Raw genomic sequence first — 23,034 nt, 5'->3', positions numbered from 1 at the left:
TTTATGCCAAAGGGATCAGCAATCAAATATAGCCCAGAGCAATTAGATTTCATTAAATCAAACTGCTCATTGGGACGAAAAGAATTAACGGAAATAGTAAACACCAAATTTAATGAACAATTTAGTGTTGATCAGATCAAGTCATTATGCACTCGTAATAAATGGAATACTGGTCGAACAGGTTGTTTTCAGAAAGGATCTGTTCCATGGAATACTGGCACCAAAGGGCTTACTTCAGCGAATAAGACTAGCTTCAAGAAAGGACGTCCTACATGGAATGCTAAACCTCTAGGTTATGAGCGGATATGCTCAAAAGATGGATATGTTTTAGTAAAAATAGGTGAACCAGGTAAATTTGGATTAAAGCATAGAATTGTTTGGGAAAAAGCTAATGGACCAATTCCGGAAGGAAAAGTAATTGCATTTAAAAACCAGGATAAAACAGATTGTCGAATAGAGAATTTGATTCTAATGAGCAAAGCTGAAATGGTTCGGTATAGCCAAAGTTTTCACAAACTTGCCACACCTCAAAACAATGAATCTTGTTTGTTAATGGCAAAGATTAAAAATGTTAAACATCAATTATATAAAAAGGTGAATGCATGAAAGTTCTTCTAAATACTCACCCTCTAATAGGTACGACATATTTAATTTGGGATGAGCTGAATAAATGGAGGAAGATTGATGGGTGTTCTTAAATATATTATCACTGTCGAAAGCGATAGTCCTCCACAAGTAATGCTCGGTCAAAATATTGGTGGTGGAATTGTTAAAGAATTGAAGGAAGTGGAAGTTGAATTAGTTTCTGCAGCACAGCTCGCCGAAAAGTATAGTCTATCGACCACGACAATTAGAGACCGTCTCGCATCAATAGATCAAGGTACACCTGGCAAGGCATTATACAACCCTCGCTTAGCCCATGATTTACTTAGCACTAAAAATAAAAAAAGAGGCAGACCGAGAGCTAATTAGCTCTCACTGTCATTAAACATCTCAACTAAATCCTGCGCATCCGGATTGTAATAAGTGTTAATTAATATCCCAATTGTCTTATGTCCCGTAATTTTTGCTAAAACCTCAACCGGTAATTTACGAACCTTAACCATCCTGGTGATGGCTTCATGTCGAGTATCATGAAAGTTGATTTCAGGAAGTTTTGCTTTTTTCTTAACCCTCATCCACATTGCACAAAATATATTCTTATCAATTGGCAATAATTTGTCATTTTCTGCAGGAAGCAATGAGAGTAAGCGTTTGGCTTCTTTTGAAAGTGGTACGTTACGAGACTCACCGTTTTTAGTCATTGGTAAATGAATAAAACCATCACGTAAGTCTGCTCTACGCATAGATAATATCTCACCCTGCCTCATTGCTGTTTCCAGAGCAAACAAAAAAGCCCACGCGACATATTGTCTAGAACTGACAGGTGTTGTTGTACCGTCCCACTGCAACACTTTCAATAGAGTTTCTTGTTGTTCTGGAGAAATTCTTTGATCTCGTGATTTTTCTTTATTTGGCATTGTTACTGAGTGCCAAACGTTAGACTCAATCAAAAACAACTCTTTCATTGCATAGGTAAACACTGCAGAATAAATTGCATGTTCATTTCTTAATGTAGCTACTTTAACTTCTTTTTTTCTATTATTGCGCCATTCTGCAATATCTGCAGGCTTAAAATCATAAATTGACTTCTCAGCCAGGTTCGGGGCGATACGGTCTAAGTTTTTTATTTTAAAGTTGATGGTACGAGCCGATCGCATGTGTCGACCATGTTCTTCATAATATTTATTACATAATTGTCGAAATGGATAAGCAGGTTTAATACCTTGTTCAAGATCAGCTTTACCAGTTTTAAGTTCAAGTAGCTTAAGTGATGCCCATTGTTCACATTCTTTTGCAGTATCTCTGGTCGCTGAATATCTCTTATTATCAAAAGTTACAGTAATACGCCAACTTGATCCACGTTGTATTGGTTTTGGAAGCTTCATTCTTGGTGCAGATTTGGTGTAGATTTAGATTTATTTTAGCTATTTTATGGAAAAAAGGAAGAAAATATAGGGAATTTCGTGCAGATTAAATAAGATCTATAGTGACTTTGTGATTTGAAAAATTTAACTAAGTATCTGTTTATTAATATATTTTAATGATTTATTTTTTTTAAAATTAAGAATATCATAAAAATGTCACCTAAAATCATTGTATACTACCTATCATTATCAAGTTTGAATGTTGCAAACTGTCCATTCTCCAAGTGAATCGCCATCAAATGAGTACTTTATTACTAATCACTGCTGCTCCAAGTTCAATTCATGCATGGCATGCATTGGGGTTAGCTCAGGCTTTAAAAGCAAAAGATCAAGAATTTCGTGTGTTCTTCTATCAAGATGGTGTACAAGTTGCCAACAACTTGCAATGGATTCCTGATGATCAACGTAATTTATCTGTAGAGTGGCAAAAACTCGCAATTCGACTTCCTGTCTGTGTGAGTGCCGCTTTAGCGCGTGGAATAACAGATCAAGAAAATGCTAAACGCCATCAAATTCAAACACATAATCTTGCAAAAGGTTTTAATCTCGTTGGACTTGGAGAACTTGCAGATGCAGTCCAATCTACAGATCGTCTCATTCAATTCTAAGTTGATCTTCCCATTAGAGTGTTGCATTTAAAAGGTGATTTGTGTGAATACTGTACTCGTGGTGATAACCCAAGCAAACTTAACCAATCTACAAGTTTATGAAAGCTTGTCTGCCACTATGGTTTTAGCCACTTTTGGTTGTAAAGTCAAAGTGTTACTTAAAGATGCTGGACTAAGTTTGTTAAAATCCGAACTGGCGTTTGATGGTTTAAAACAAGCGTTTAAACTCGCGTCAAACATGGTGGATAGCTTTGAATTTTATGATTTAACACCAGTTTTAGTAGAGAATATGAATAAAAGCTCTGCTTTTGTTACTCAATCACAACAAGAGATTGAGTTCATCGATTTGAATAGTGAATTTATTCAATCTTTTGACCGTGTTTTATATTGGTAAGATGGGCAAGGTAGATTTAAATGTCAGATAAAACACTTTACTTAATTCAATCATGTTTTTCTCATACAGATCAAGTTTTAACCCAACTGGATCAAATATACTCAGTAGATGATCATATTCTTTTAATGGGAGATGCAGTGCTATATGTATATGATCACCGTTTAGAAAAGAAAAAAAATCTGTACATCTTGGAAAATGATACAGAAATACTTGCCGAAAAAGTTCCTGAGCATTTTAAATTGATCAATTATGCGCAATTCGCAGAACTGATTTTAGACTTCACACGTTGTATCAGTTTAAAATAAACCGCTATTTTACCCTTTGTTATCTCCCAAGTAATTTAATTGCTTTTTCAATCGAGTTACATCATTTAGGTTGTTTTATGAGTTTAGAATTAGACCAAGACGGTCACTTAGTTGATTATACGGTTTGGAATGAACAGGTTGCTCAAGAGCTGGCACAGAGTTTAGAACTCGAGCTTACACCTTGGCATTTCGAAGTTTTATATGCAGTTCGTCAATTCTATACTCAATTTGGACACTCTCCTGCGACTCGCCCATTGATTAAATTTTTAATGAAAAGCGTAAGCCCTGAGATTGATAATGCAGTGTTGCAACAAAAATTTAATACTGGACTGGTTGCTCGACATTTGAGTCGTTTGGCAGGTATTCCTAAACCCGCAAATTGTTTATGACCTATTTATATAAATTGATTCGTTCACATATCTATTAACGTGAACGAATCCCTGTAGATTATGGCTTAGATAAATAGATTATTTCACTCTTTTTCTAAGTAAATCCCATTGGTATTTGAAAAAATAGCTCAACGAAAAAGTGGGATTGGGTACATATTTCTAAGTTATGAATTTTTTAAATTTAAATAATTATCAAATGCTTAACACTTATGCCTTTCAATTAAAACATTTGTTTTGACTTCAAAAAAGTCAAATTTTCCATCCTTTCTGATGCCAACTAAATCAATACCATGATTTTGAGAATTTTGTATTGAAATAACATTACTGTATTTACCAGAATTCAAGAGTTGTGTTCTGACAAAACTTTCTCCCCACTTACCAAGTGATGTTGGTGACAAGCCTAATGGATCCACCCACTCAACAGGATTCGGCGCATATTGAAATTGATTTTCACCACGCAATAAACCAATTCTCTCATGGCTCAAGTTTCTTATAATTAAAGTATAGGTATTTAATTTTTTATTAAACAACCATTTTATCTAGGTTTAAAAATATTAAATAATAAAAAAAATTGAGCTTAAATAATAATTCAAGCTCGACATTAAAAATCAATGCAAATAAAAATCAATATTTAGATAAAATTTATTCATTGCTAGTTACACAATTTGACATTTCAATACTATATTCTAATCCTTGAATATTTTTAAGAAAACTGATGTCCTTATCTACTAATTTCCCTCCTGACTCAATCGTAAGCTCTTTTAGCTTTGTAAGCTTAGTTAATGGTTTCAAAGAATCAAAATTTCCCATATATGCTAACCAAACAGATTTTAAAGAGGAAATATTTGATATTCCCTCAATACAATTTTCTATTTTCTTACAATAAGTTAGCTCAATATCTTCTAAGTAAGAAAGATTTGAAAGCCAAGAAATATCTGTAATACTTGATATACTAACTAAATATAGAGCTTTTAGTTTTTTAAAATTTGATAGAGTTGACCATTTACACTCAGCACTTTTTTCAAGAGATAACGATTCCAACACATTGTTTAATGGGAAATTGAAATCTAAAATATTAAATCCTTCAATAAATAATGTCTTCAATTTCGGATGATTAAATAAGTTTTCAAACCGCTTGCTATATATTGTAAAAATTTCTTCAAGGTTACTAAATTCATGAAAATTAATTGGCTCTTTTCCACTAAATTTACAGTTTTTTATCTCAAATCTATTCGCATTTTTAAATTGATATAAATAACTACTTTTCTTTAGATCAATATTAGCTAAGTGCACTATTTTTGCTTTTTCAAAAATCTGATAAAAATCCACATTATCTAGTATTGATATATTACATAAGTTAGCATCAACAATTAAATTATTTACATTTTTTTCTTCCATAAATTTAAAAACTTCTGATGCACTATCATTCTCTTCAATAATTAAAAAATTATCTAATCTTTCTTTATCAGTACTACCAATAAACATAAAAACACCTACCATATTTCAAACTTATACAAAAATATGTTTAATTATTTTTAAATCAACTAAGCCTATAAGTAAGAAAGTTTAAATCAAATGAATTTTATTTTTTCTTGCAAAATCTTCAAATTCAATATTTAATTTAGAATTTTCAAATAGAATATATATTTTTTTTAAGCTTTTTAATTTTTTTAAAATTAAAAAGCTTTCAATATTTATATTTTTAATATTTGTAATTTCTAGTTCTTCCAAATTTTGCATTTCTTCAATTCCATTTAGAGATCTAAGATTATTTAAACCCAAAAGTGAAATTTTCTTTATCTTTTCTGGATTTTTAAATTTTGGTAATTCATAAACGTCACTCATATATCTTAAAGAAATATTTATTATGTTTGGTAGATTTGAAATACTATTCTTAAAATCTAAACTCTTACATTTTTCTAAAATTAAATTTTCAAGATTCGGAAATTTATCATAAATAAGCATTGCATTAGTAAGTTTTCTATGAACTCTTAATTCAATCAATGATTCTTTTGTGTCAAATAATTCTAAATTTAAATCATAAATTGAGAAATAACTTAGATCCATAAAATCATTTACAAAAGAGTGTTGTTCTTTATTTAAACCCTCACACAAATAACTAAAATAAGTAATTTTAGAAAAACGTTTTAGTTCATCAAATTTAAGATTTTTTTTTGCGTTAGTTGAAATATCAAGATAATTTAAACTTTTAATATCTTTTAAAAAAAATAAATCCTCTAATCTTGCATCATAATCACTAACATATATTTTTAACTTTTTAACATTACAGATGTATTGAAAAACATTAATTCCAGAGACCATACCACCTAAATTATAATTCTCTGATTCTATAATAACAGAAACTAAAAAATTTTTTTCGCTTAAAACTTCATTTAAAGCTGTTAAGTTTTCAATCTTTACTTTCTCTTCAATTCTAACAGTAATAATCTTATGATTTTCAATAGATAATTTTTTAATATCATCCAAGTTCATTTTATGTAAATCAAATAACATCTGAGCACCATCCAAGTTTTTTTGCGTGTTCTTCAATTTTTTCATCGATTATATCTTTGTATATATCGCCATAGGTGTCTTTTAGCCACTTAATACCATCATTATATCTCCATCTTTTAGACTTTAAATCCATATTTACAGGTCTTTGAGCATTGGTAATTTGATTCGCATACTGACTTCTTTTTAATCTGTCATAAACAACTTGCTCAACACCTTGAGCTGTATTTGTATTCGGTATGTTTTTAAAAATATCTGTAGCGAAATTCTTCCGTCCATATCTGCTTACTGCATTAACCTTAGCTTTGCCGACATAAACTTCATTATTTCTTAAATATACAGTTGAAAGTCCATATGGATCCACCCACTCAACTGGATTCGGCGCATATTGAAATTGATTTTCACCACCCAATAAACCAATCGGATCATGACTCACAAATCTTCCAGCATCAGGATCATAATACCTAAAACGGTTGTAGTGCAAACCTGTTTCTATATCATAAGTCTGACCTTGAAAACGATGCGGTTGTAAAAGATAAGATTTTTCGATGGCATTCAATTCAATTGGCTGGGCTTCAACAGCTTGCCACTCAACTGCAACTGTATTACCCCATGCCTGATATACTGCTTCCCATGCAATGTCACCAGAGTGAGTTGTCAGTTCTCGTGGTGTGCCCAAATGATCATTTTGATACCAATAGATATGATATGCTGAGTGTCGTCGCTGTTCATCATTTGCAACTTCAGGTATTGTTTGGAGACTACCTAGCCCTTCAAGTTCACCAATATTCTGTAAAGCAATGTGCTTCAGCTGATTGATCTTTTCCGTGTCCACATGAGGTAATAGATCATCATTGGCTGCCTCAGATAATTTATCATCAAGCCAGACTAGACGGGCAAGAGGTACAAAGCTATCTGCTTCATATACAGTCGTAAAAACATGCTGACCATTATAATCTTGTAAAATTCTATTCCCATCCCAAACATTCCAGACGGCTTGTTTTTGAATCAATGTTAATTGTTCTGTTTGTACTGTTTTTGAAGTAGGTTGGGTAACAGAGCGGCTCAGTACACTCGGCTGACTTGAATTCCTACCACCTAAACTGAGATTAATTGAAGAGCCAAGCCGATTCGAACTTTCAAGATTGGGTTGGATATCTTGATTTTCGATAGCTTTCGTTTTGAGCTTTACTTGATGCGTAATTAATGCCTTTTTATAGATTTGGCTTTGTTTAGCAATACGGCGACCAAATGGATCATAACAATATTGTGTTTGAATAATTTCTTGTCCACCACAACCATCAGGCTTTATCGATGTCGATGCTTTTAACTGGTTCTGCTCATCCCAATCTAAATCAATCTGTCGAGTGCTCAACTGATGTAAGACATGGTTATTGCTCAAATGTTGCTGAATATAACCAAATGCTTGTTGATCTTTCATCTGAATCCGTTTTTGAATTACCCGTCCTAGGTCATCATATTCAAAATCAACAGTTTGATGTGATTGCTCTAAATGTTTGACACGATTGTCTTTTATTTGATGATTAGATATTGAAGCATTATTTTCACCACTCGATGTAATTGGTAAAATATTACTTGCAGGATCAAATGCAAAACGTTCACGAATTTGTATAAAGTTTTCACTCTGACCTTGTGTTATCAATTCACTACTTGTTAAACGTGACAATACATCATATTGATAGATCTGTTTACGTTGCCAACCATGACTATTAGTCGTTCCAATTGCCAGAGCATTTTGTTGAGAAGCGGTTTGATAAAGATAACGCTTATCTAAAATCTCTTTCAACTGACCCGCTTTATCATAATCATACAAGCGCTCTAAACGTTTACGAGCTGGAGCATTCTCCCAAGCTACTTGCTGCTCAGTCAGTCGTCCCATTGGATCAAGTTTAAAGGTAGTATGGAGTTGTCCCTGTGTCCGTTCACTTTCCTGATGTAAGTTATCGCGTTTTAAACTGCTGATTTCATGTATACCTTCGCTGTCTTGCAATGCATAATGCCAAGCATGACCAGAACCATAGTACATGGTTTTCAATTTTCGACCATCGGGCAATATTGTTTCTATGCGATTACCCAGTTCATCATATAAATGTGTCAGATTATGTGAACGTTGTACATGTTCTTGGGAAATTTCATTATACCAGTGTGCAATTAACTGCTCTTTTGTAAGTTGCCCAATCTCGTCATAACTCAGTTTAACATGGCTATCCATATTTCGAGCTTGTAGCAATTGCCCAGCTAAATCATAGTCGTAACGTATACGCTTTTTCTCTGTCAAATCTTGATGATCGACAATATATTGTTCTAATAACTGTCCAAGCATATCCCGTTTGAAGACTGTGCCATATCGTACTTGCTTGTTTTCAGTGTACTGTCGATGTTTAACCAATTTCCCTGCTGGGCTATATTCATATTCAGTTCGTATATTGTCAAACGTGGTTTCAGCAATGACTTGATCATTGCTATCGTACTCCAAAGTCCACATTTGACCATTTTCATTGGTTAATCCAACAAAACGGCGCAATTGATCATAATGATAGGTGACAACACCATGGGCAGGATCTATACGACGTATAGGTAAACTGTCATGGCTATATTGATAGCCAGTCGTTCGTCCTAAAGCATCTCGATACTCTACTAAACGTTCTAAAACATCATATTTAAAATGCTCAATACTTTGATCCGGATAAATAATTTCACACGGTTGCTCCTGACGAGCATAGTATTTGAATCTAGTTTCATAACCTAAAGCATTTTTGACAGCAATCAAACGTCCATAATGGTCATAATCATATTGGGTAATTTTATCGCTACAGTCTTTGTATTTTTGCAAATTTGCATATCTGTCCCATAACATATGCTTATGACCCCCTTTGGCATCAACAACGGCATAAGCCATGCCTGTAGGCGTATATTTAATTTGAGTTTTTTGCCCCAAAGCATCAGTAACGACTAGAGGTTGTCCAGCAAAGTCATAAGCTGTTGTTTGATTATGCCCTAAAGGATCTGTCACTTGAGTTAAATGACCATTTGTCCAAGATAATGAAATTTCACGCCAAATAGGAAGTTTTGTGACTGGATGATAGTCAATTAGGCTTCTAATTTTTGTCAGTTCTGCACCACTATATTGGTATTCTGTAATACCGCCATCAGCATCGGTCTTTTTAAGAAGCTGACCTGAATTATTGTAAGTATAATATTCGGAATAACCTTTTGGATCCACATATTGGATTAAATCGAAAGTATCATTGTAGTAAAATTTTTCTACTTTTTCGATTACTGTATTGGGTGCTGAAATAACATTGGTAAATCCTGCCTGATAATCAAATATAAACTCTTCACCCGTATTGATCCAATGTCGAGTAACCTTCCCTAGAGGCGAATATTCATTATATTCATAAAAACTACTCACACCACCAATCTCGTGATGTGCAGTAAGAATATGATTTTTCCATTCGTATTTGCGGCTTAGACGCAATTGGTATTGTGAAGGTTCATTAGCTTCAACAGGACTATCATCAATGTAAACATTGATTAAGTCAGCATCTTTGGAATATTCATAACGCACCAAAACTTTGACATTTAAAACATCTTCTAAATTTTCAAAGTTTCGATGGGCTTCATGTTCAGCTTGAAACAATCTTTCTTGTAATGAAACTGCATGCGCTGTAGCTGCGATGTCTAAAGGATCTCGTGTTCCCAAACCTTGTAAGAGCTTTATCTGTTTCAGTCGTATGTGATCTTGAACTTCAATAAAATCAAATGCCAGTACACGTCCTATACTATCTACAATATGACTTGGATAATTTTTCCTGACTTCATCTTTATGTAAGTACTCCAGCCCGATTCGGTTACCATAAAGGTCGTAAGTGCCTGTGCACAATAGTAAATGTTCAGGCTTTTTGCTTAGGTTTTCGACTTGATGGTGAAATTCATAATAAGTGGATGCTGACTCTAGTGTACCAATGGCAATGCGAAATTTATAAGATTTAGATTCATTTGTTTCATTTTCAACTTCACGAATGAGTGTGAAATCCTCATGAATTGAATAAAAACTATCCTCCACCTCTAAAAAAGGAAATTCAATCACTCTGCCAAAAGGCAATAGCACATCAATTCGATCATGTGCAGGTAGAACTTTTATTTGGATCGCATATGGACAATCCCATCCCTGACCAAACCATGTATATGGATTCTGTACAGTGCCTATTTCACTATTACTCGCGTAGCTACGCTGCCAAACTAAAGGAAATGCTGAGTTTAATGAGAAATCAGTATCCATATCTCCCATTAAAATCTTACAACCTTGCATAGGATTTACAGGCTTCCCTTTTAAAGCTTTTTTTGCTGCTTTCTTACAAGGCTTACACTTTTTCGGTTTTTTACCTTTGCCCTTAAAACTTGCTCCATTTTTAGCTTTTTTTGCCTTTTTCGCTAATTTTGCTGCATCGGCTGCCTTATCAGCAGCTTTAACAACTTTACGTCCGACTTTTGCACCTGTCGCAGCCCAACCTGCGAAGGGAATCATAGCAGCAGCCGAAAGTGCCGCACCAGCATAATCTCCACGTGCAAGACATATAACACAATTTAAACCGTCAGCAATTTCTCCTAGCCCTGGAATCAATCCGACCACATCTAACGCGAGTTGCAAGCCATCCAAAGCAGTATTTAACATCTCATTAAGAGATGGCATTTTGACCACTTTACCCCGTGTATTACCTGTCTTACCGTCAGAGCCATTCATCCAAAAGCCATCATCGACTCGAACCGTCCACTTTCCATGAACTTTAAAAGTATTACTTTTATCAAGTGGATAACACTCGCCACCCACCGTTTGGCTTTTAATTCCTTTTAAAATACCGAGTTGATCACCAATGGTACGTGATACACAACTTTTATCATGTAAAACAAAAGGATGGCTATTCGCTCTAACATTATCTTGAACTTTAGCTGAATCTTTTAAAAATGCCACAACTGGATAAGGCACAGGGATATTGGGTGGTGTCTTACATACATCTGGGCATGTAAATACCACCATCCAACCCGACTCTTTTCGAAGCATTAAATTATCAGCCATATTTTTTCCTTATTATTTTCTATTATTTTTAAGATGCCATTTCAAATAACACACCTTCAGCTTGGTCACTAAAACGTGCTTCAACTTTGGTGATTGGGGCTGTATCAGAACGAATCCATGCTTTATGGGTTAAACTGATGGTCATATTGTCTGTATCAATGAATACCGTTTCAGTGATCATTGGAAACGGAACTACTCCACCACTTTCAAAAAACATCACAATAAAGGGACGGTGCCCTAAAAAATCAACTTTTAAATAACCTTTATTTGAATCTTCTGGTTTGGTTAAATTCCAAAGTTCTAAACGGGCATTGGGGTAAAAAAATTCAATTTGCTGATCTTTAGGTGCACCATTCCAATACGCATAGTCTGTATCCTGAGGTGGGTAAGGATGTTGCTCTTCTAACCATTTTTCATCATAAGTGCCTGCTAGTGCAATTCGAGGAGACCATGATCGTCCCAAAAATCCAAAACCTGCAGGTTGATAAGGATATTGTTCACTCACCTTGTCCATGATCTTTGCTGTAAGTGTGGTCTTTTTAGGATGCTTAACAATTGCAGGCTTCGGCTGACGTTGCATGTGATACTCAATACGTGGGGCTGCAATTGTTTTAAAGTTTTCGATTTTTTCATCTTTTTTACGATAAGAATTTACCTTTTCACACGCATCGAAATAACCATCTTCAACCCAACCTCGCCCAAGTGGATTGGTAAAACACATCTCATTATATAAAGTGATACCTGTGCCATCACTGCTTTTATTTAAATGATGATGCCCTCCAAAAGCATAATCCCAACGTATAGGCAGTTGTGTAAATGGTTTTATTGATGTTCGCTTCCATCCAGGCATCAAAGTGTTTTGTTTAAACTCACTTTCACCCAGCACACTTAAGGTTTTTTCAAGTTGAGTAATATATTTCCGATGTTGTTGTTGCTTTAACGCGCGTTGATAAATTTCCTGATCTTTTTGCCATTGTCTTTTTTGTGATTCAGTCAAAGACATTAAAGGATTTAAAGGTATAGGTTCTTGAGGTTTGTCAATTTCCGACAGCGGTTCTGGGTAGCTGATTTTTAAGCGCACTGCAATTGCTGTCATTTCCTTCGCTTCAGGCGTATATGCATTGCCATTTAAAATAACATCACAAAAAGGTTTATAAGGGGCTAAATCACTCTCGACTTTTACACTACTGTGTCCAACTTCCCCCCAAAACTCATCAGCAAGACATAATGGTACAGAACCATCTGTGATTAACTCTAAACTCCACTGATCATTGCCATTTCGAACAATCTTGTAACTCACTTTCATGACCACAATTTGATGTTCTTCTTTATTTGGATCTGCTGCACTATAAAGTAATGCAGGAAATGGTGTTTGATTTTCTAATTCCACTTTAAATTCTCAATATAAAAATATAAATATTTAAAATATCTACTTTCTGATTTATCAAATCAAATATTAGAAACTATATAGATCAATTAATATCAACATCATTGCCATTAATTTGTACCAAAGTTTCACCTTCAATTAAAATCTTAACGCCTGAAATTGTGATCGTTCCATCAGACTTCAATACTAAACTTGCGGAGCCCACCTGCAATTCAAATTTATCTGCAACATCAATATTATAACTATTTCCTACACTGACATTTTTTGCCAAACCCACTTGTTCAAATTGTGCTAAGCCAACAGCTGTATTCATCGCACCAGCAACAGTTAAAGCGTGCCCTGCACCTACTGTCACAGCATAAGCAGCACCAACATTCAAAGCTTTAGCAACGGCAACACTTTCAACTTTATTTAAACCCACATTGACTGTTTGATTTTGTCCTACTGAAGTCGATTGATTCTGAGCCACTGAAACTGACTGATTTTGTGAAATATTGGCATTTTCATTTGCAATAACAGTTTTGGTACGGTTTTGCTGGATGGTGATGGTTTCGTTACCTGTTACGGTTTCTGTACGATTTGCTCCAATATTAATAGTCTCATTGCTTCCAACGGTTTCCGTACGATTTACACCAATGCTAATCGTTTCATTATTTCCAACCGTTTCTGTACGATCAGCGCCAATGCTAACCGTTTCATTGCTACCGACAGTTTTGGAGCGATCCACACCGACAGAGTGAGATTCGTTATTTTCAACCTCAATTCGTTGGTCTTTTTCTGCGTGAATCCAGACTTCCTCAGCACCTTTTTTATCTTCAAAGCGAATCGCATTAGCATTATCAATCGTCGCACCTGTGGACGAACGTGAAAGAATACCAGACTGTGTTGCATTATTCGGAAGATCCCAAGGTGGTAAATTATCTTCGTTATAAACACTTCCCGTAATAATCGGTCGGTCAGGGTTACCCTCTAAGAATTGCACAATAACCTCTTGTCCTATCCGAGGAATAGAAACCATACCAAAATTACTGCCCGCCCAAGCCGTAGCTACACGCACCCAAGCAGATGATTCTTCATTCTTTTTGCCTAAACGATCCCAATGGAATTGGACTTTAACACGACCATACTTGTCGGTATAAATCTCTTCACCTAATGGTCCTACTACAATCGCTGTTTGTAATCCATAAATTCGAGTCATTTGACTATTTAAATAAAGTATAGGCTTCCAAGGAACATCTCGTTGAATGCATGTCATTTCACAGCGATATTGCGCAGTTTCACGCTCTGTTTCGAATAAATAATTATTTCCTGCGCTGTGCTGAATACCTGTCACCAAATATTCTTTTTCTTCACCTCCGGTCCGAGATAGCTTAAACCAATGACCAATCTCGGCATAAGCATCATTGGCAACCATAAACTTCTGATTATTCAACGCAAAATCAGCTTGGCTTCTTGACACCAAATCGTTTTTACCTTGATCAAAGTCTTTAAACCCATATGCGCCTGAGTATGTATAGTTTTCTAAATCCGTGAGTTGGTCTGGTGCATGAGACGAACTAAATTCAGCCTGTAAAGGATCGGGTGATTTAAAATCAAAGCTGCTCGTTGTATATTTGCTAAAACTCATTTGTGATTGATCAGCAATTGAAATGACGCCTACACCAGTATTATGTGCTTCATTACCTCTCCAAATGAGTTTTTGGTTTTGATTTTGAATCGAGTTTGTAGTTGTGGATTGATCAATAATATGCAACGTATGACCATCTTTACGGTGTTCATACCAATAAATCCACCCAGCCGCTTCCCATTGACGTTGCAAATAGTTGTAATCACTTTCATTAAACTGAACAGAAAAAGTTGTTTCAGGATCTTCACCACGAATATTCCAAGCAACATCGTGATTAATACATTTTTCAAAAAGCCTAGAACTTCTATCCTTTAATGTTTTTTCTTGGAATATCTGACAATCTTGACGATACTTTAAAAATGCTAACCACGGTTTAAGCACCATTTCATATCTGACATATGCGCCGTCATTCTTTAAAAATTTAAAGCTAAAGATATAACCATTAAAAAAACGTGAAGAACCATCGAAACGCTTCATTTCGACAGTTGCCATTTTTCCGATCATTTCTTTGAGTGGGATGTCTATACTATCCGCAAGAATTTCTATTTTGAACTCAAAATCTTGATTAAAATTTTCTGTCGCAACAATATGGTTGGCAACCATTTGATTTGCGAAAGGCACATTATTATCAGGAAAACTTAGTTTTAACATTCTGTTTTGTTGCTGAATTGAAGCAACAAGTTGTTCCATCTTTTTTGTGTAACTCATAATATTCTTCTAAATATACAAATAAAAATTTTTAAGCTTACTTTAAGAAATATAAAAGAATCATTGATGTCTTTGCGTTTATTTTTGTAGTTTATGCTGTTACCTTGATTTATATAAAATATAAACACATGAAATTCATATAAATTTTAGAATTATTTAATTCGTATCAAAAAATACTACGTCACTTACCACCAAGCGATGCATGCTGTACATTTGATTGTTATAAGCTTATTTGCTTGTCCACACGTCAATCAATTATTAAATAAGGGGCTAAAAATACTTTATAGGCGCCCTCAATTATTTCTATAAAAAATCATGCCTGTTTACTTTTCTCCAAATATTTAAAAAATGCAGGTGTAACGATTGGCTTTACTTGACGTGCAGTAATCGCTTGCTGACATTCGGAACAGACCAAAACCGCAGTAAATTGATGCCCACATGTTGTATGTTCAAATGCCATTGGTGCACCTAAGCCTTCATCCATCCACTTATCTGCCCATGTCACCATCGTTAATAAAATTGGATAAAGCTCTAAGCCTTTCTCAGTTAAACGATATTCAAAACGCTCTTGTCGTTCAACATATGGAACTTTGGTAAGTATGCCATGCTCAACCAAACGCTTTAAACGTTCAGCAAGCACATGTCGGGTTACACCTAAATTTGCTTGAAAATCATCAAAACGACGCATTCCCATAAATGCATTACGAAGAATAAGCATCGTCCAACGATCGCCCAAAACTGACAATGTGCGCGCAATTGAACATGGTTGATTGCCTATTTCTTCCCACTTCATACAAACGTCCAGATAAGCTATTAGCATCTAAAATTACTTTATGTATACTATGAAAGAAACATGACAATAAAGATAGTATATTTAAAGAGAATTTTTTTCTTTGAGTTAATTTTAATGAGCAAAATTTTTATCCTCCCCCATTACGTTATAAAGCATACACTATAATTAAATGATCAATTGCCTATCGATGATGATGCAGCTCAATGATGATTGAATAAAAACAATACATATTATTCAATATTAAAATCGCAGGATACCTCAAAGAGTTAAATGCAATAAAAGCCCAATATTGGGCTTTTATTGCATGTTTCATGCTTAGTTATTGAGCAATTTGTCGATTACACCAAATTTCTTAAAAATACTGGCACGACGTTTTGGATAAATATTGGCTTTATTCAAATCACCTTTATAGTGGTCAAATACACGTTTATCCATGATCTTGAACCACCAAGCAGGGATCAAGGCTGGCAATAACATACTTGCATAACCACTTGGTAACTCAGGTGCTTCATCAAAATGACGTAATGCCTGAAATGGACGTGTAGGATAAGCATGATGATCTGAATGACGCTGCAACTGATACAGGAACAAATTCGTCACAATATTATTATTATTCCAACTGTGTTCAGGCATGGTACGTTCGTATTTACCTTTTTCATCCTTTTGACGCAATAAACCATAGTGTTCGATGTAGTTAATAATCTCAAACAGACCAATACTATATGCAGATTGCGTAGCCAAGTATGGCAAAATTCCTTTACCAAATAACCCCACCATTGACGAATGGAATGCCGCAGTCATGCCCCAACCTTGCAACAACTCATTGTCTTTACACCAAAATCCAAGCCCTTTTCGTTTAAGGCGGTTGGTTTCGATTTCAATTGCAGACTTAAATGATCCAATGACTGTTCGTGGTAAAAACTCATAAAAAGTTTCACCCATTTGTGAAGATGCAGGGTCTTCTGGAGTTGCTGCACGCTTATGGTGTCCATATGGATGCTCAATCCGGAAATGATTATAACCAGATGGAACTAATGCCAAGTGTGACAAAATATGATCTATACGATCATGCTTATGACTGAGTTCATGCGCTGTATTGATGGCGATACCATTAATCGCCCCCATCGAAATACCCAAGAGTATCTTATCAAGCAATGAAGTCTGCTTACGACCAACCAAATAGCACGCATACACATTTGCTGCATATTGAATCGGAATAAAAGATTTAACTAGTCGAGAATAATAAGGGTCTTGTTCAAGTAATTTTACATCTTCAGCAGTTGGATTGTTTTGATCTTTACCAATCAAGGAGTCGATGGCTGGAATAATCACATGCAAGACAATCGGACCACCCAGCGCAAACACTTTTTTAAGTGGCTTAGGTGCAACATGATAGCCCGCTAAAATCCCTAAACCAATCACTGGCAAAGATGGACTAATCATCCAAAGGTAACGCTTCTTATCAAGTGCCAAACCTGACTTTGGTTTTATGTCCAGCAATTGCTGTTCAGTCAGTTGAACTGGTGCATTCATGGCTGTATCTTCCCTATCTTTCTACTTATCTATATATTTAAATAAAGATCACTTGAAAGACAGTTGTAAGCGTCCATAAAACCTATGAAAAAGTCTTTGGCATCTTCAACATAGAGATTGTCCTTTACGCACATGTTTTAATGACATCAAACCTTTTTATTATTTGAAAATAGGAAATTTAAACCATACTTATGGATGCTTTAAGTAAAATTTTTGATGATATTCATCTCAACCATTCTGAATATATTTATCTTCAAGCGCAAGGGGATTGGTCATTTCAAAGCCCTAAACAAGAAGCTGTCATTGCACATATTGTCTTATATGGTCACGCTTATTTAGAGTTTTCCCCATCGATGCATGTCACCTTACACACAGGTGATATGTTTTTAATTCCTGCAGGTTTAGCCCACACCGTAAAAAATCAGCCCAATACACAACTGGTCGAAAACTTAAATATTGAATCTCTGTTTGATGGACTTAGACAGGATGCCATTGAATTTGGTCAGGGAAGCTCAGAAAAAACTTTAATACTTACTGTCCGATGCCATATGAATGCCATTATGGCACGCCCATTAATTAATGCACTCCCTCCCTTTCTACACATTCAAAATGCGCTGAGTGATGAAGCACCTGAGTGGCTTAAAATTGGACTTTATTTTGTATCCGCTGAAACGCGTAGAACTGTCGCAGGCAAAAATAAGATCATGGATCATGTGGTCAGCATTTTAATGATTGAGTCTGTACGAGATTACATTGAGCAAATGCAAGATCATAATAACTGGTTGAATGCTTTGATTCATCCTGAACTATCAAATGCCTTGGCAGCCATCCATAGCCAACCCCAACATAACTGGACTGTTGAAAGTTTAGCTGAAACCTGTTGTATGTCCCGCTCAAAATTTGCCAGCCTGTTTAACCAAATTATTGGCGAAACACCATTGGCTTATTTACAACAACATCGTTTACGTCTTGCCAGTCAACTGCTCAAACAAGGTCAACTCTCTATTCAACAAATTGCCCATCAAGTGGGCTATTCTTCTGAAACCGCATTCAGTCAAGCATTCAAAAAACAATTTGAGCTTAGCCCGAGTCAATACCGCAATCAACTCTAAAACTTTACGAGACAGTTCAAGAATACATAATCCAATAAAAAAAGCGCCGAAGCGCTTTTTTTATTGGATATTTTCTCAATTATTTAATCTTAGCTTGAGATTTTAAATAACGAGAATAATCATCAAGCAATTGTTCCCCACGGAATTTTTGGTACATTTGAGTCAACTGCTGAACTTCAGCAGGATTCATTTGGGCAATGTCTACTTTTTTCACATTGGCAACCGCTACAACAACCAATTCATCAGGTAACTTCGCAGTAGTCACAGACCACATACCTGCTTTGGGTACAGGCTGACTAAATGCAGCACGCTCAATTTCGCGTTTAAGTCCCTGTGAACGCGTAAATGTTCCTGCATGTACAAAATTAGATTGGTATTTCGCTGTCACTGCTTGTGCAGGTAACTTTTTAAAATCTTCAATCATTGCATTTAATTTTGCATGTGCTGCATCAAATGCTTTTTGTTCAATCAACTGTGCTTTTACACGCGCTGTTGCCTGAGCCAGAGGTTGAGTGCCCGCTGGGTAGTATTTACGAACTTTTATCCATACCACATCACCATTGGCAGTTTGTATATTACCTGAAGCTGTTGTATTGCCGTTTTTAATATCTTCAGCAAATAATTTCGTTTTAACCGCAGGATCTGCTAAAACTGGATTAGTTGTCGCTAAATTCACATTCTTCGCTGATTGGACCTGTACTGTTTTCACTGCTTGTGCCACAACATCAAGCGAATCGCTATTCACAACCTGGTCATTTAAACTATTTACAGTATCTGAGAAGTAATTTGCAGATTTGTTTTTCAGCACTTCGGCTGTTAATTCTGCTTTTTTGCTTTCCAATGATGGAATTGTTCCAGCGGGTGTATTGACTTCAATAATATGATAGCCGAACTCTGTTTTTACAGGTTTCGCCACTTGACCATTCGCTGTTGAAGCCACAGCTTTATCAAAATCAGCACCAAACACACCTGGAGCATAGGCTGCAAGTGCACCACCTTTTGCTTTAGAATCTGGATCTTCAGAATATTGTGCAGCCGCTTGAGCAAAAGTCATACCTGTCTGAATTTTTGCATAAACCTCATTCGCCAAAGTTGCAGCTTGCTCAGGACTACGTGAATCCGTTGTAATCAGGATGTGTTTTACATCATGCTTTAAATTTTGCTTATATTTTTCTACAAATTGCGCATAGGCTTGATTTAACTCCGCATCAGACACCGCAGCATTTGGTTGAGTCAATGTCGCAGGACTAAGCACAACATAATCAACATCTACAGCCGCAACCTGTTTAAATTTATTGAGATGTTTGTTGTAATAATCCGCAATTTCTTGATTCGTCACTTTAACGTTAGCTTTATAATCATCCAGCTTCACACTCGATAAAAATAATTCACGTTGTTCAGATTGAAGATTAGCAATTTGTTGAATATCAGATTTACTAATCAAAGCATTATCTGAAATCGTTGAACTCAGAATACTCAATGCAAAATCTTGACGAATATTTTGAATAAATGCCTGACTGGTTAAGCCTTGTGAACGTAAATAATTTGCATATAGATTATTCGAAAATTTACCATTTTCCTGAAACGCAGGAATCTGTGCAATTTTCTGTTCAATCTGAGTATCGCTTAAAGTCACACCTAATTTATCTGCCTGTTGTCTTAGAAGACTTTGACTGATCAGATAATCAAGTGCTTTATTTGCAATAAATTCTTTATTCAACAGTGACTCGTCCCCATGCACACTAGGATTTGCCAATAATTGATCCGTATAGCTTTTGGTGACCGTTTCTAACTCTTTTTTAGAAATATCTTGACCATTAACAGTTTTAGCGACATCTGCTTTTTGCCCACCACTGAAATAACCTTCAATACCGACCACAGCAAATGGCGCTAAAAATAACACAAGGAGAACTTTACCAAACCAGCCCCTTATGAGAGTGCGAAACGATTCCATGAGTATTCCAATATTATATTTCGTAAGGATTCTAACTGAAATTGTGAAATGAATGAACGAGCAATCACTGATAATTTAATTTTATTTCATAAAAAACGCGCCACGAGGGCGCGCTTTCGATAAGCTCAGATTAAGCTACTGAGTCTTTTAAGCCTTTACCAGCTTTAAAGCTAGGTACTTTGCTTGCTTTAATCTGAAGCTCTTCACCAGTTTTAGGGTTACGACCAGTACGTGCAGCGCGGTCTTTAACACTAAAAGTACCAAAGCCTACTAAAGTCACTGTGTCGCCTTTTTTAAGCGCTTCACCAATTGAAGCAATAGTCGCATCTAATGCTTTACCTGCATCAGACTTTGACAATCCCCCTTTTTCTGCAATCGCATCGATTAATTCTGATTTATTCATGAAGATTACGTCCTCTTATTTCGTTTGTTTAAGTTCCAAGGCTGTAGATCAAAGGCCATGACGACTTTATAGCAATGCTTTGGGGGGAAACGCAAGACTCCAAACACGCTTTTCTCAAAAATTACGACTAAAAATGAGTTTTTTTTTTGATTCACCCCAATTATTTCATTTTTTGAGCAACTGCTCGCGTAAGTTTTGGTTCTCTTCTACTAAGGCATCCACCTTGTGATGTAATTGCATTATTAAGTTCTCTAGGTGCTGAAGATCCTTTGCAGTGACCAAACCAATTCGATTAAGCGAATGATTTACGCCATGATCGAGAAGCTTTTCTACCTTGTCCTTAGTTTCCGTGACAGACTCTTTAGTTTTTTCCGACACTTTGTTCACTGTTTGATCAGTAACTTCAACCGTTTTTGATTCAAGCTCTTCTCCGACTTTGACTAAAGAGTCAAATAATTTATTGCCTTCTTCTTCTGCGCGCGAAAAAGCCCCCAACCCGGCCAACCAAATCTGTTTTGTATATTTTCTAAAATCCAATGCTGATTTTTTATGATGTCTAGGTTTTGTATGTGATACATGCTGTTCATTTTGGTCTTCCTGAAGACCGAATTGTTCTTTATTGCTCTTTTTCATATCCTGCTCCATTTGCCCAAAACTCCAGCTTTTAATGACCTATATGACCAAATTATGTAGAAAATATATCTATAATATCAAATAAAACTATTGAACCTTTTGCTAAACTGTTCTACAAAAGCAAAGTAATTGTTTAATGTTAAGGAACACTTGCCAATTCAACAATGGTCATTCAATTATTTTTTTTATATGATTGTTGAAATAATGTGTTTCATATCACGGATGAAATTGTTTCAAAGTTATTTTAGAGATCGGATTCTCAATTTGTTATAGGAATGTTTTATGAATGAATCGCAACAAAAGCAAGGTCACTCTCGTTTGTTGCTAAACATTGTCATGATTATCTTGGAAACCATTTATTCTTTTGTATTAAAACATGATCGTGTTGTTCGCTTACAAGCTAAAAAATTTGTCGAACAGCAAATGACCATCAAGATAAATAGTTACATTCCTTATTTTGATTTCTATATTCAATTTACAGACCGTGGCATTTTGTTTGACTTGCAAGCGCCAGAAAAACCTGTCGATCTTTCTGTGAGTAGCACATTAATTGATTTAATTCAGATTTTTGTTTTTGCCAATCGCCGTAGTATGAAAAAAATGCGTTTGGAAGGCAGTGATATGGTGAAAGATCAATTTCGAGATCTGGTCATTCATTTAACTGCACCCAAACTCTTGTCCGATTGGAAACAGTGGTTAACTCATCCTGATGATGACAGTCAGACACGTGCATCAAAAAAACGTATTGCACCCTTACTTGAAAAAATTGATCAGCAACGCTCAAAGATCAACACCCTTCAGGTTGAGGTAAAGCAATATCAAAATCGAGTTCGACGCCTACAGCAAAATCAACAGCGTTTATATACGGCTTTAGGTGTAATAGGCTTTCTATTTGTTGCACTAATCATGTATAATTTATGGCAAATATTCATGTAAAATATTTTATTAGATTTCATCCTTATAACAATAATAATTAATTCTGACTAATTTAGTCAGAATTAATCTTAAAAATACTTGACTAATTTAGTCAGGATTCATAAAATTCATACATCTAGTCTAAAACATGTGTATCGAATCATGCGCCTAACTACTCGCGGTCGCTATGCAGTGACTGCACTACTCGACCTAGCATTGCAGCCTACTGAACAAACGATTACGCTTGCAGAAATTGCAGCCCGCCAAACGATCTCTGTCGCTTATCTTGAACAATTGTTCGCTAAATTAAAGCGTCATGGCTTAGTTTCAAGTGTTCGTGGCGCGAATGGTGGCTATCACTTAGCGCGTCATGCTGAAGAAATTACTGTCTTAGAAATTATTGAAGCTGTAAATGAAACTGTGGATGCAACTCGTTGTGATCATAAAGGCAATTGCCAAAATGGTGCGATGTGTTTAACTCACGATTTATGGCAAGAACTCTCTCTCCATATTGCCGATTATTTAGCTAAAATCACCCTTGCCGATTTAGTCGCACGCGACAATGTACAAACCGTTGCAGTTCGCCAAAATTCAGCACCACATGATTCAGCCCTTTTATCGGTTACAGGTATTTGAC

20 protein-coding genes and 1 pseudogene are annotated in these 23,034 nt (G+C 35.5%); 9 read left to right on the top strand and 12 right to left on the bottom strand.

Annotated features, from left to right (window positions below):
* Positions 1-3 precede the first annotated feature (3 nt).
* Together AC1Z3T_RS05170 and AC1Z3T_RS05165 are read left to right on the top strand one after the other, a co-directional pair.
* Entirely contained in the window at positions 4-606 is a 603-nt protein-coding gene (locus tag AC1Z3T_RS05170; RefSeq protein ID WP_058972095.1) for an HNH endonuclease signature motif containing protein, read from the top strand.
* 78 nt (positions 607-684) lie between these two features.
* The gene (locus AC1Z3T_RS05165; RefSeq protein ID WP_046760018.1) at positions 685-972 is read left to right on the top strand and encodes an HTH domain-containing protein; all 288 of its coding nucleotides are present in this window, start codon (positions 685-687) and stop codon (positions 970-972) included.
* Here the strand turns inward: AC1Z3T_RS05165 and AC1Z3T_RS05160 are convergent.
* Positions 969-1,988 carry a site-specific integrase gene (locus AC1Z3T_RS05160; RefSeq protein ID WP_058972094.1) on the bottom strand — a complete coding sequence of 340 codons (1,020 nt, stop codon included), beginning with the start codon at positions 1,986-1,988 and terminating at the stop codon, positions 969-971. The two genes, AC1Z3T_RS05165 and AC1Z3T_RS05160, sit on opposite strands and share 4 nt — an antisense overlap.
* A 278-nt stretch (positions 1,989-2,266) precedes the next feature.
* Here AC1Z3T_RS05160 and tusD point away from each other — a divergent pair, with 278 nt between their 5' ends.
* The 4 genes from tusD to AC1Z3T_RS05140 all read left to right on the top strand — a co-directional run bounded on the left by tusD (position 2,267) and on the right by AC1Z3T_RS05140 (position 3,723).
* Positions 2,267-2,635, top strand: a complete 369-nt coding sequence (gene tusD, locus AC1Z3T_RS05155; RefSeq protein WP_004830867.1) for a sulfurtransferase complex subunit TusD — start codon at positions 2,267-2,269, stop codon at positions 2,633-2,635.
* A 43-nt stretch (positions 2,636-2,678) separates the two neighbouring features.
* Positions 2,679-3,029 (top strand): hypothetical protein, encoded by a 351-nt coding sequence (locus AC1Z3T_RS05150; RefSeq protein ID WP_100885134.1) that lies wholly within the window; start codon positions 2,679-2,681, stop codon positions 3,027-3,029.
* 20 nt (positions 3,030-3,049) lie between these two features.
* Positions 3,050-3,334, top strand: a complete 285-nt coding sequence (locus AC1Z3T_RS05145; protein ID WP_483396498.1) for a DsrH/TusB family sulfur metabolism protein — start codon at positions 3,050-3,052, stop codon at positions 3,332-3,334.
* 77 nt (positions 3,335-3,411) lie between these two features.
* Positions 3,412-3,723 carry a TusE/DsrC/DsvC family sulfur relay protein gene (locus AC1Z3T_RS05140; RefSeq protein ID WP_004830870.1) on the top strand — a complete coding sequence of 104 codons (312 nt, stop codon included), beginning with the start codon at positions 3,412-3,414 and terminating at the stop codon, positions 3,721-3,723.
* Between the two features lie 200 nt (positions 3,724-3,923).
* Here AC1Z3T_RS05140 and AC1Z3T_RS05135 read toward each other — a convergent pair whose 3' ends face one another.
* From AC1Z3T_RS05135 to AC1Z3T_RS05100, 8 genes are all read right to left on the bottom strand, one after another.
* Positions 3,924-4,253, bottom strand: coding sequence for a hypothetical protein (locus tag AC1Z3T_RS05135; RefSeq protein ID WP_227510911.1), 330 nt, complete (start codon positions 4,251-4,253; stop codon positions 3,924-3,926).
* Between the two features lie 112 nt (positions 4,254-4,365).
* Complete coding sequence (locus tag AC1Z3T_RS05130; protein ID WP_483396497.1) at positions 4,366-5,208, bottom strand: hypothetical protein; 843 nt, start codon at positions 5,206-5,208, stop codon at positions 4,366-4,368.
* Between the two features lie 81 nt (positions 5,209-5,289).
* Positions 5,290-6,282 (bottom strand): hypothetical protein, encoded by a 993-nt coding sequence (locus AC1Z3T_RS05125; RefSeq protein ID WP_198260353.1) that lies wholly within the window; start codon positions 6,280-6,282, stop codon positions 5,290-5,292.
* On the bottom strand, positions 6,227-11,332 hold the full coding sequence (locus AC1Z3T_RS05120; RefSeq protein WP_483396496.1) for a PAAR-like domain-containing protein: 5,106 nt from the start codon (positions 11,330-11,332) through the stop codon (positions 6,227-6,229). Before AC1Z3T_RS05120 ends, AC1Z3T_RS05125 begins: the two co-directional genes overlap by 56 nt.
* Positions 11,333-11,360: 28 nt before the next feature.
* Entirely contained in the window at positions 11,361-12,722 is a 1,362-nt protein-coding gene (locus tag AC1Z3T_RS05115; RefSeq protein WP_151806412.1) for a DUF2169 family type VI secretion system accessory protein, read from the bottom strand.
* A gap of 82 nt (positions 12,723-12,804) precedes the next feature.
* Entirely contained in the window at positions 12,805-15,054 is a 2,250-nt protein-coding gene (locus AC1Z3T_RS05110; RefSeq protein WP_483396495.1) for a type VI secretion system Vgr family protein, read from the bottom strand.
* A gap of 313 nt (positions 15,055-15,367) precedes the next feature.
* Entirely contained in the window at positions 15,368-15,847 is a 480-nt protein-coding gene (locus tag AC1Z3T_RS05105; protein WP_100885127.1) for a winged helix-turn-helix transcriptional regulator, read from the bottom strand.
* Positions 15,848-16,162: 315 nt separating this feature from the next.
* Complete coding sequence (locus AC1Z3T_RS05100; RefSeq protein ID WP_151752001.1) at positions 16,163-17,380, bottom strand: alkane 1-monooxygenase; 1,218 nt, start codon at positions 17,378-17,380, stop codon at positions 16,163-16,165.
* Positions 17,381-17,571: 191 nt separating this feature from the next.
* On the opposite strand from AC1Z3T_RS05100, the gene AC1Z3T_RS05095 reads away from it, so the two are divergent.
* Positions 17,572-18,492 (top strand): AraC family transcriptional regulator, encoded by a 921-nt coding sequence (locus AC1Z3T_RS05095; protein WP_004830880.1) that lies wholly within the window; start codon positions 17,572-17,574, stop codon positions 18,490-18,492.
* Positions 18,493-18,571: 79 nt separating this feature from the next.
* Here AC1Z3T_RS05095 and AC1Z3T_RS05090 read toward each other — a convergent pair whose 3' ends face one another.
* The 3 genes and pseudogenes from AC1Z3T_RS05090 to AC1Z3T_RS05080 form a co-directional block, all read right to left on the bottom strand.
* Positions 18,572-20,446, bottom strand: coding sequence for a SurA N-terminal domain-containing protein (locus tag AC1Z3T_RS05090; protein ID WP_100885125.1), 1,875 nt, complete (start codon positions 20,444-20,446; stop codon positions 18,572-18,574).
* Positions 20,447-20,576: 130 nt separating this feature from the next.
* Entirely contained in the window at positions 20,577-20,849 is a 273-nt protein-coding gene (locus AC1Z3T_RS05085; protein ID WP_004720620.1) for an HU family DNA-binding protein, read from the bottom strand.
* A gap of 165 nt (positions 20,850-21,014) precedes the next feature.
* A pseudogene (locus tag AC1Z3T_RS05080) lies at positions 21,015-21,398 on the bottom strand (phasin family protein); the annotation flags it as partial.
* A 366-nt stretch (positions 21,399-21,764) separates the two neighbouring features.
* On the opposite strand from AC1Z3T_RS05080, the gene AC1Z3T_RS05075 reads away from it, so the two are divergent.
* Both AC1Z3T_RS05075 and AC1Z3T_RS05070 read left to right on the top strand, forming a co-directional pair.
* Complete coding sequence (locus AC1Z3T_RS05075; RefSeq protein ID WP_004830883.1) at positions 21,765-22,418, top strand: hypothetical protein; 654 nt, start codon at positions 21,765-21,767, stop codon at positions 22,416-22,418.
* A gap of 141 nt (positions 22,419-22,559) precedes the next feature.
* Positions 22,560-23,033 (top strand): Rrf2 family transcriptional regulator, encoded by a 474-nt coding sequence (locus AC1Z3T_RS05070; protein WP_004830884.1) that lies wholly within the window; start codon positions 22,560-22,562, stop codon positions 23,031-23,033.
* The last annotated feature ends 1 nt before the right edge of the window (position 23,034 follow it).

Source organism: Acinetobacter sp. B-6 (genome assembly GCF_056930735.1).
The sequence above is the reverse complement of the archived record's forward strand: the minus strand, read 5'-3'. Positions and strand labels throughout refer to the sequence as shown.

Bases quoted from the DNA above. Each gene is read 5' to 3' on its own strand.
- AC1Z3T_RS05170 (WP_058972095.1), top strand. From the start codon at position 4: ATGCCAAAGGGATCAGCAATCAAATATAGCCCAGAGCAATTAGATTTC.
- AC1Z3T_RS05165 (WP_046760018.1), top strand. From the start codon at position 685: ATGGGTGTTCTTAAATATATTATCACTGTCGAAAGCGATAGTCCTCCA.
- AC1Z3T_RS05160 (WP_058972094.1), bottom strand. From the start codon at position 1,988: ATGAAGCTTCCAAAACCAATACAACGTGGATCAAGTTGGCGTATTACT.
- tusD (WP_004830867.1), top strand. From the start codon at position 2,267: ATGAGTACTTTATTACTAATCACTGCTGCTCCAAGTTCAATTCATGCA.
- AC1Z3T_RS05145 (WP_483396498.1), top strand. From the start codon at position 3,050: ATGTCAGATAAAACACTTTACTTAATTCAATCATGTTTTTCTCATACA.
- AC1Z3T_RS05140 (WP_004830870.1), top strand. From the start codon at position 3,412: ATGAGTTTAGAATTAGACCAAGACGGTCACTTAGTTGATTATACGGTT.
- AC1Z3T_RS05130 (WP_483396497.1), bottom strand. From the start codon at position 5,208: ATGTTTATTGGTAGTACTGATAAAGAAAGATTAGATAATTTTTTAATT.
- AC1Z3T_RS05125 (WP_198260353.1), bottom strand. From the start codon at position 6,282: ATGAAAAAATTGAAGAACACGCAAAAAAACTTGGATGGTGCTCAGATG.
- AC1Z3T_RS05120 (WP_483396496.1), bottom strand. From the start codon at position 11,332: ATGGCTGATAATTTAATGCTTCGAAAAGAGTCGGGTTGGATGGTGGTA.
- AC1Z3T_RS05110 (WP_483396495.1), bottom strand. From the start codon at position 15,054: ATGAGTTACACAAAAAAGATGGAACAACTTGTTGCTTCAATTCAGCAA.
- AC1Z3T_RS05105 (WP_100885127.1), bottom strand. From the start codon at position 15,847: ATGAAGTGGGAAGAAATAGGCAATCAACCATGTTCAATTGCGCGCACA.
- AC1Z3T_RS05100 (WP_151752001.1), bottom strand. From the start codon at position 17,380: ATGAATGCACCAGTTCAACTGACTGAACAGCAATTGCTGGACATAAAA.
- AC1Z3T_RS05095 (WP_004830880.1), top strand. From the start codon at position 17,572: ATGGATGCTTTAAGTAAAATTTTTGATGATATTCATCTCAACCATTCT.
- AC1Z3T_RS05090 (WP_100885125.1), bottom strand. From the start codon at position 20,446: ATGGAATCGTTTCGCACTCTCATAAGGGGCTGGTTTGGTAAAGTTCTC.
- AC1Z3T_RS05085 (WP_004720620.1), bottom strand. From the start codon at position 20,849: ATGAATAAATCAGAATTAATCGATGCGATTGCAGAAAAAGGGGGATTG.
- AC1Z3T_RS05075 (WP_004830883.1), top strand. From the start codon at position 21,765: ATGAATGAATCGCAACAAAAGCAAGGTCACTCTCGTTTGTTGCTAAAC.
- AC1Z3T_RS05070 (WP_004830884.1), top strand. From the start codon at position 22,560: ATGCGCCTAACTACTCGCGGTCGCTATGCAGTGACTGCACTACTCGAC.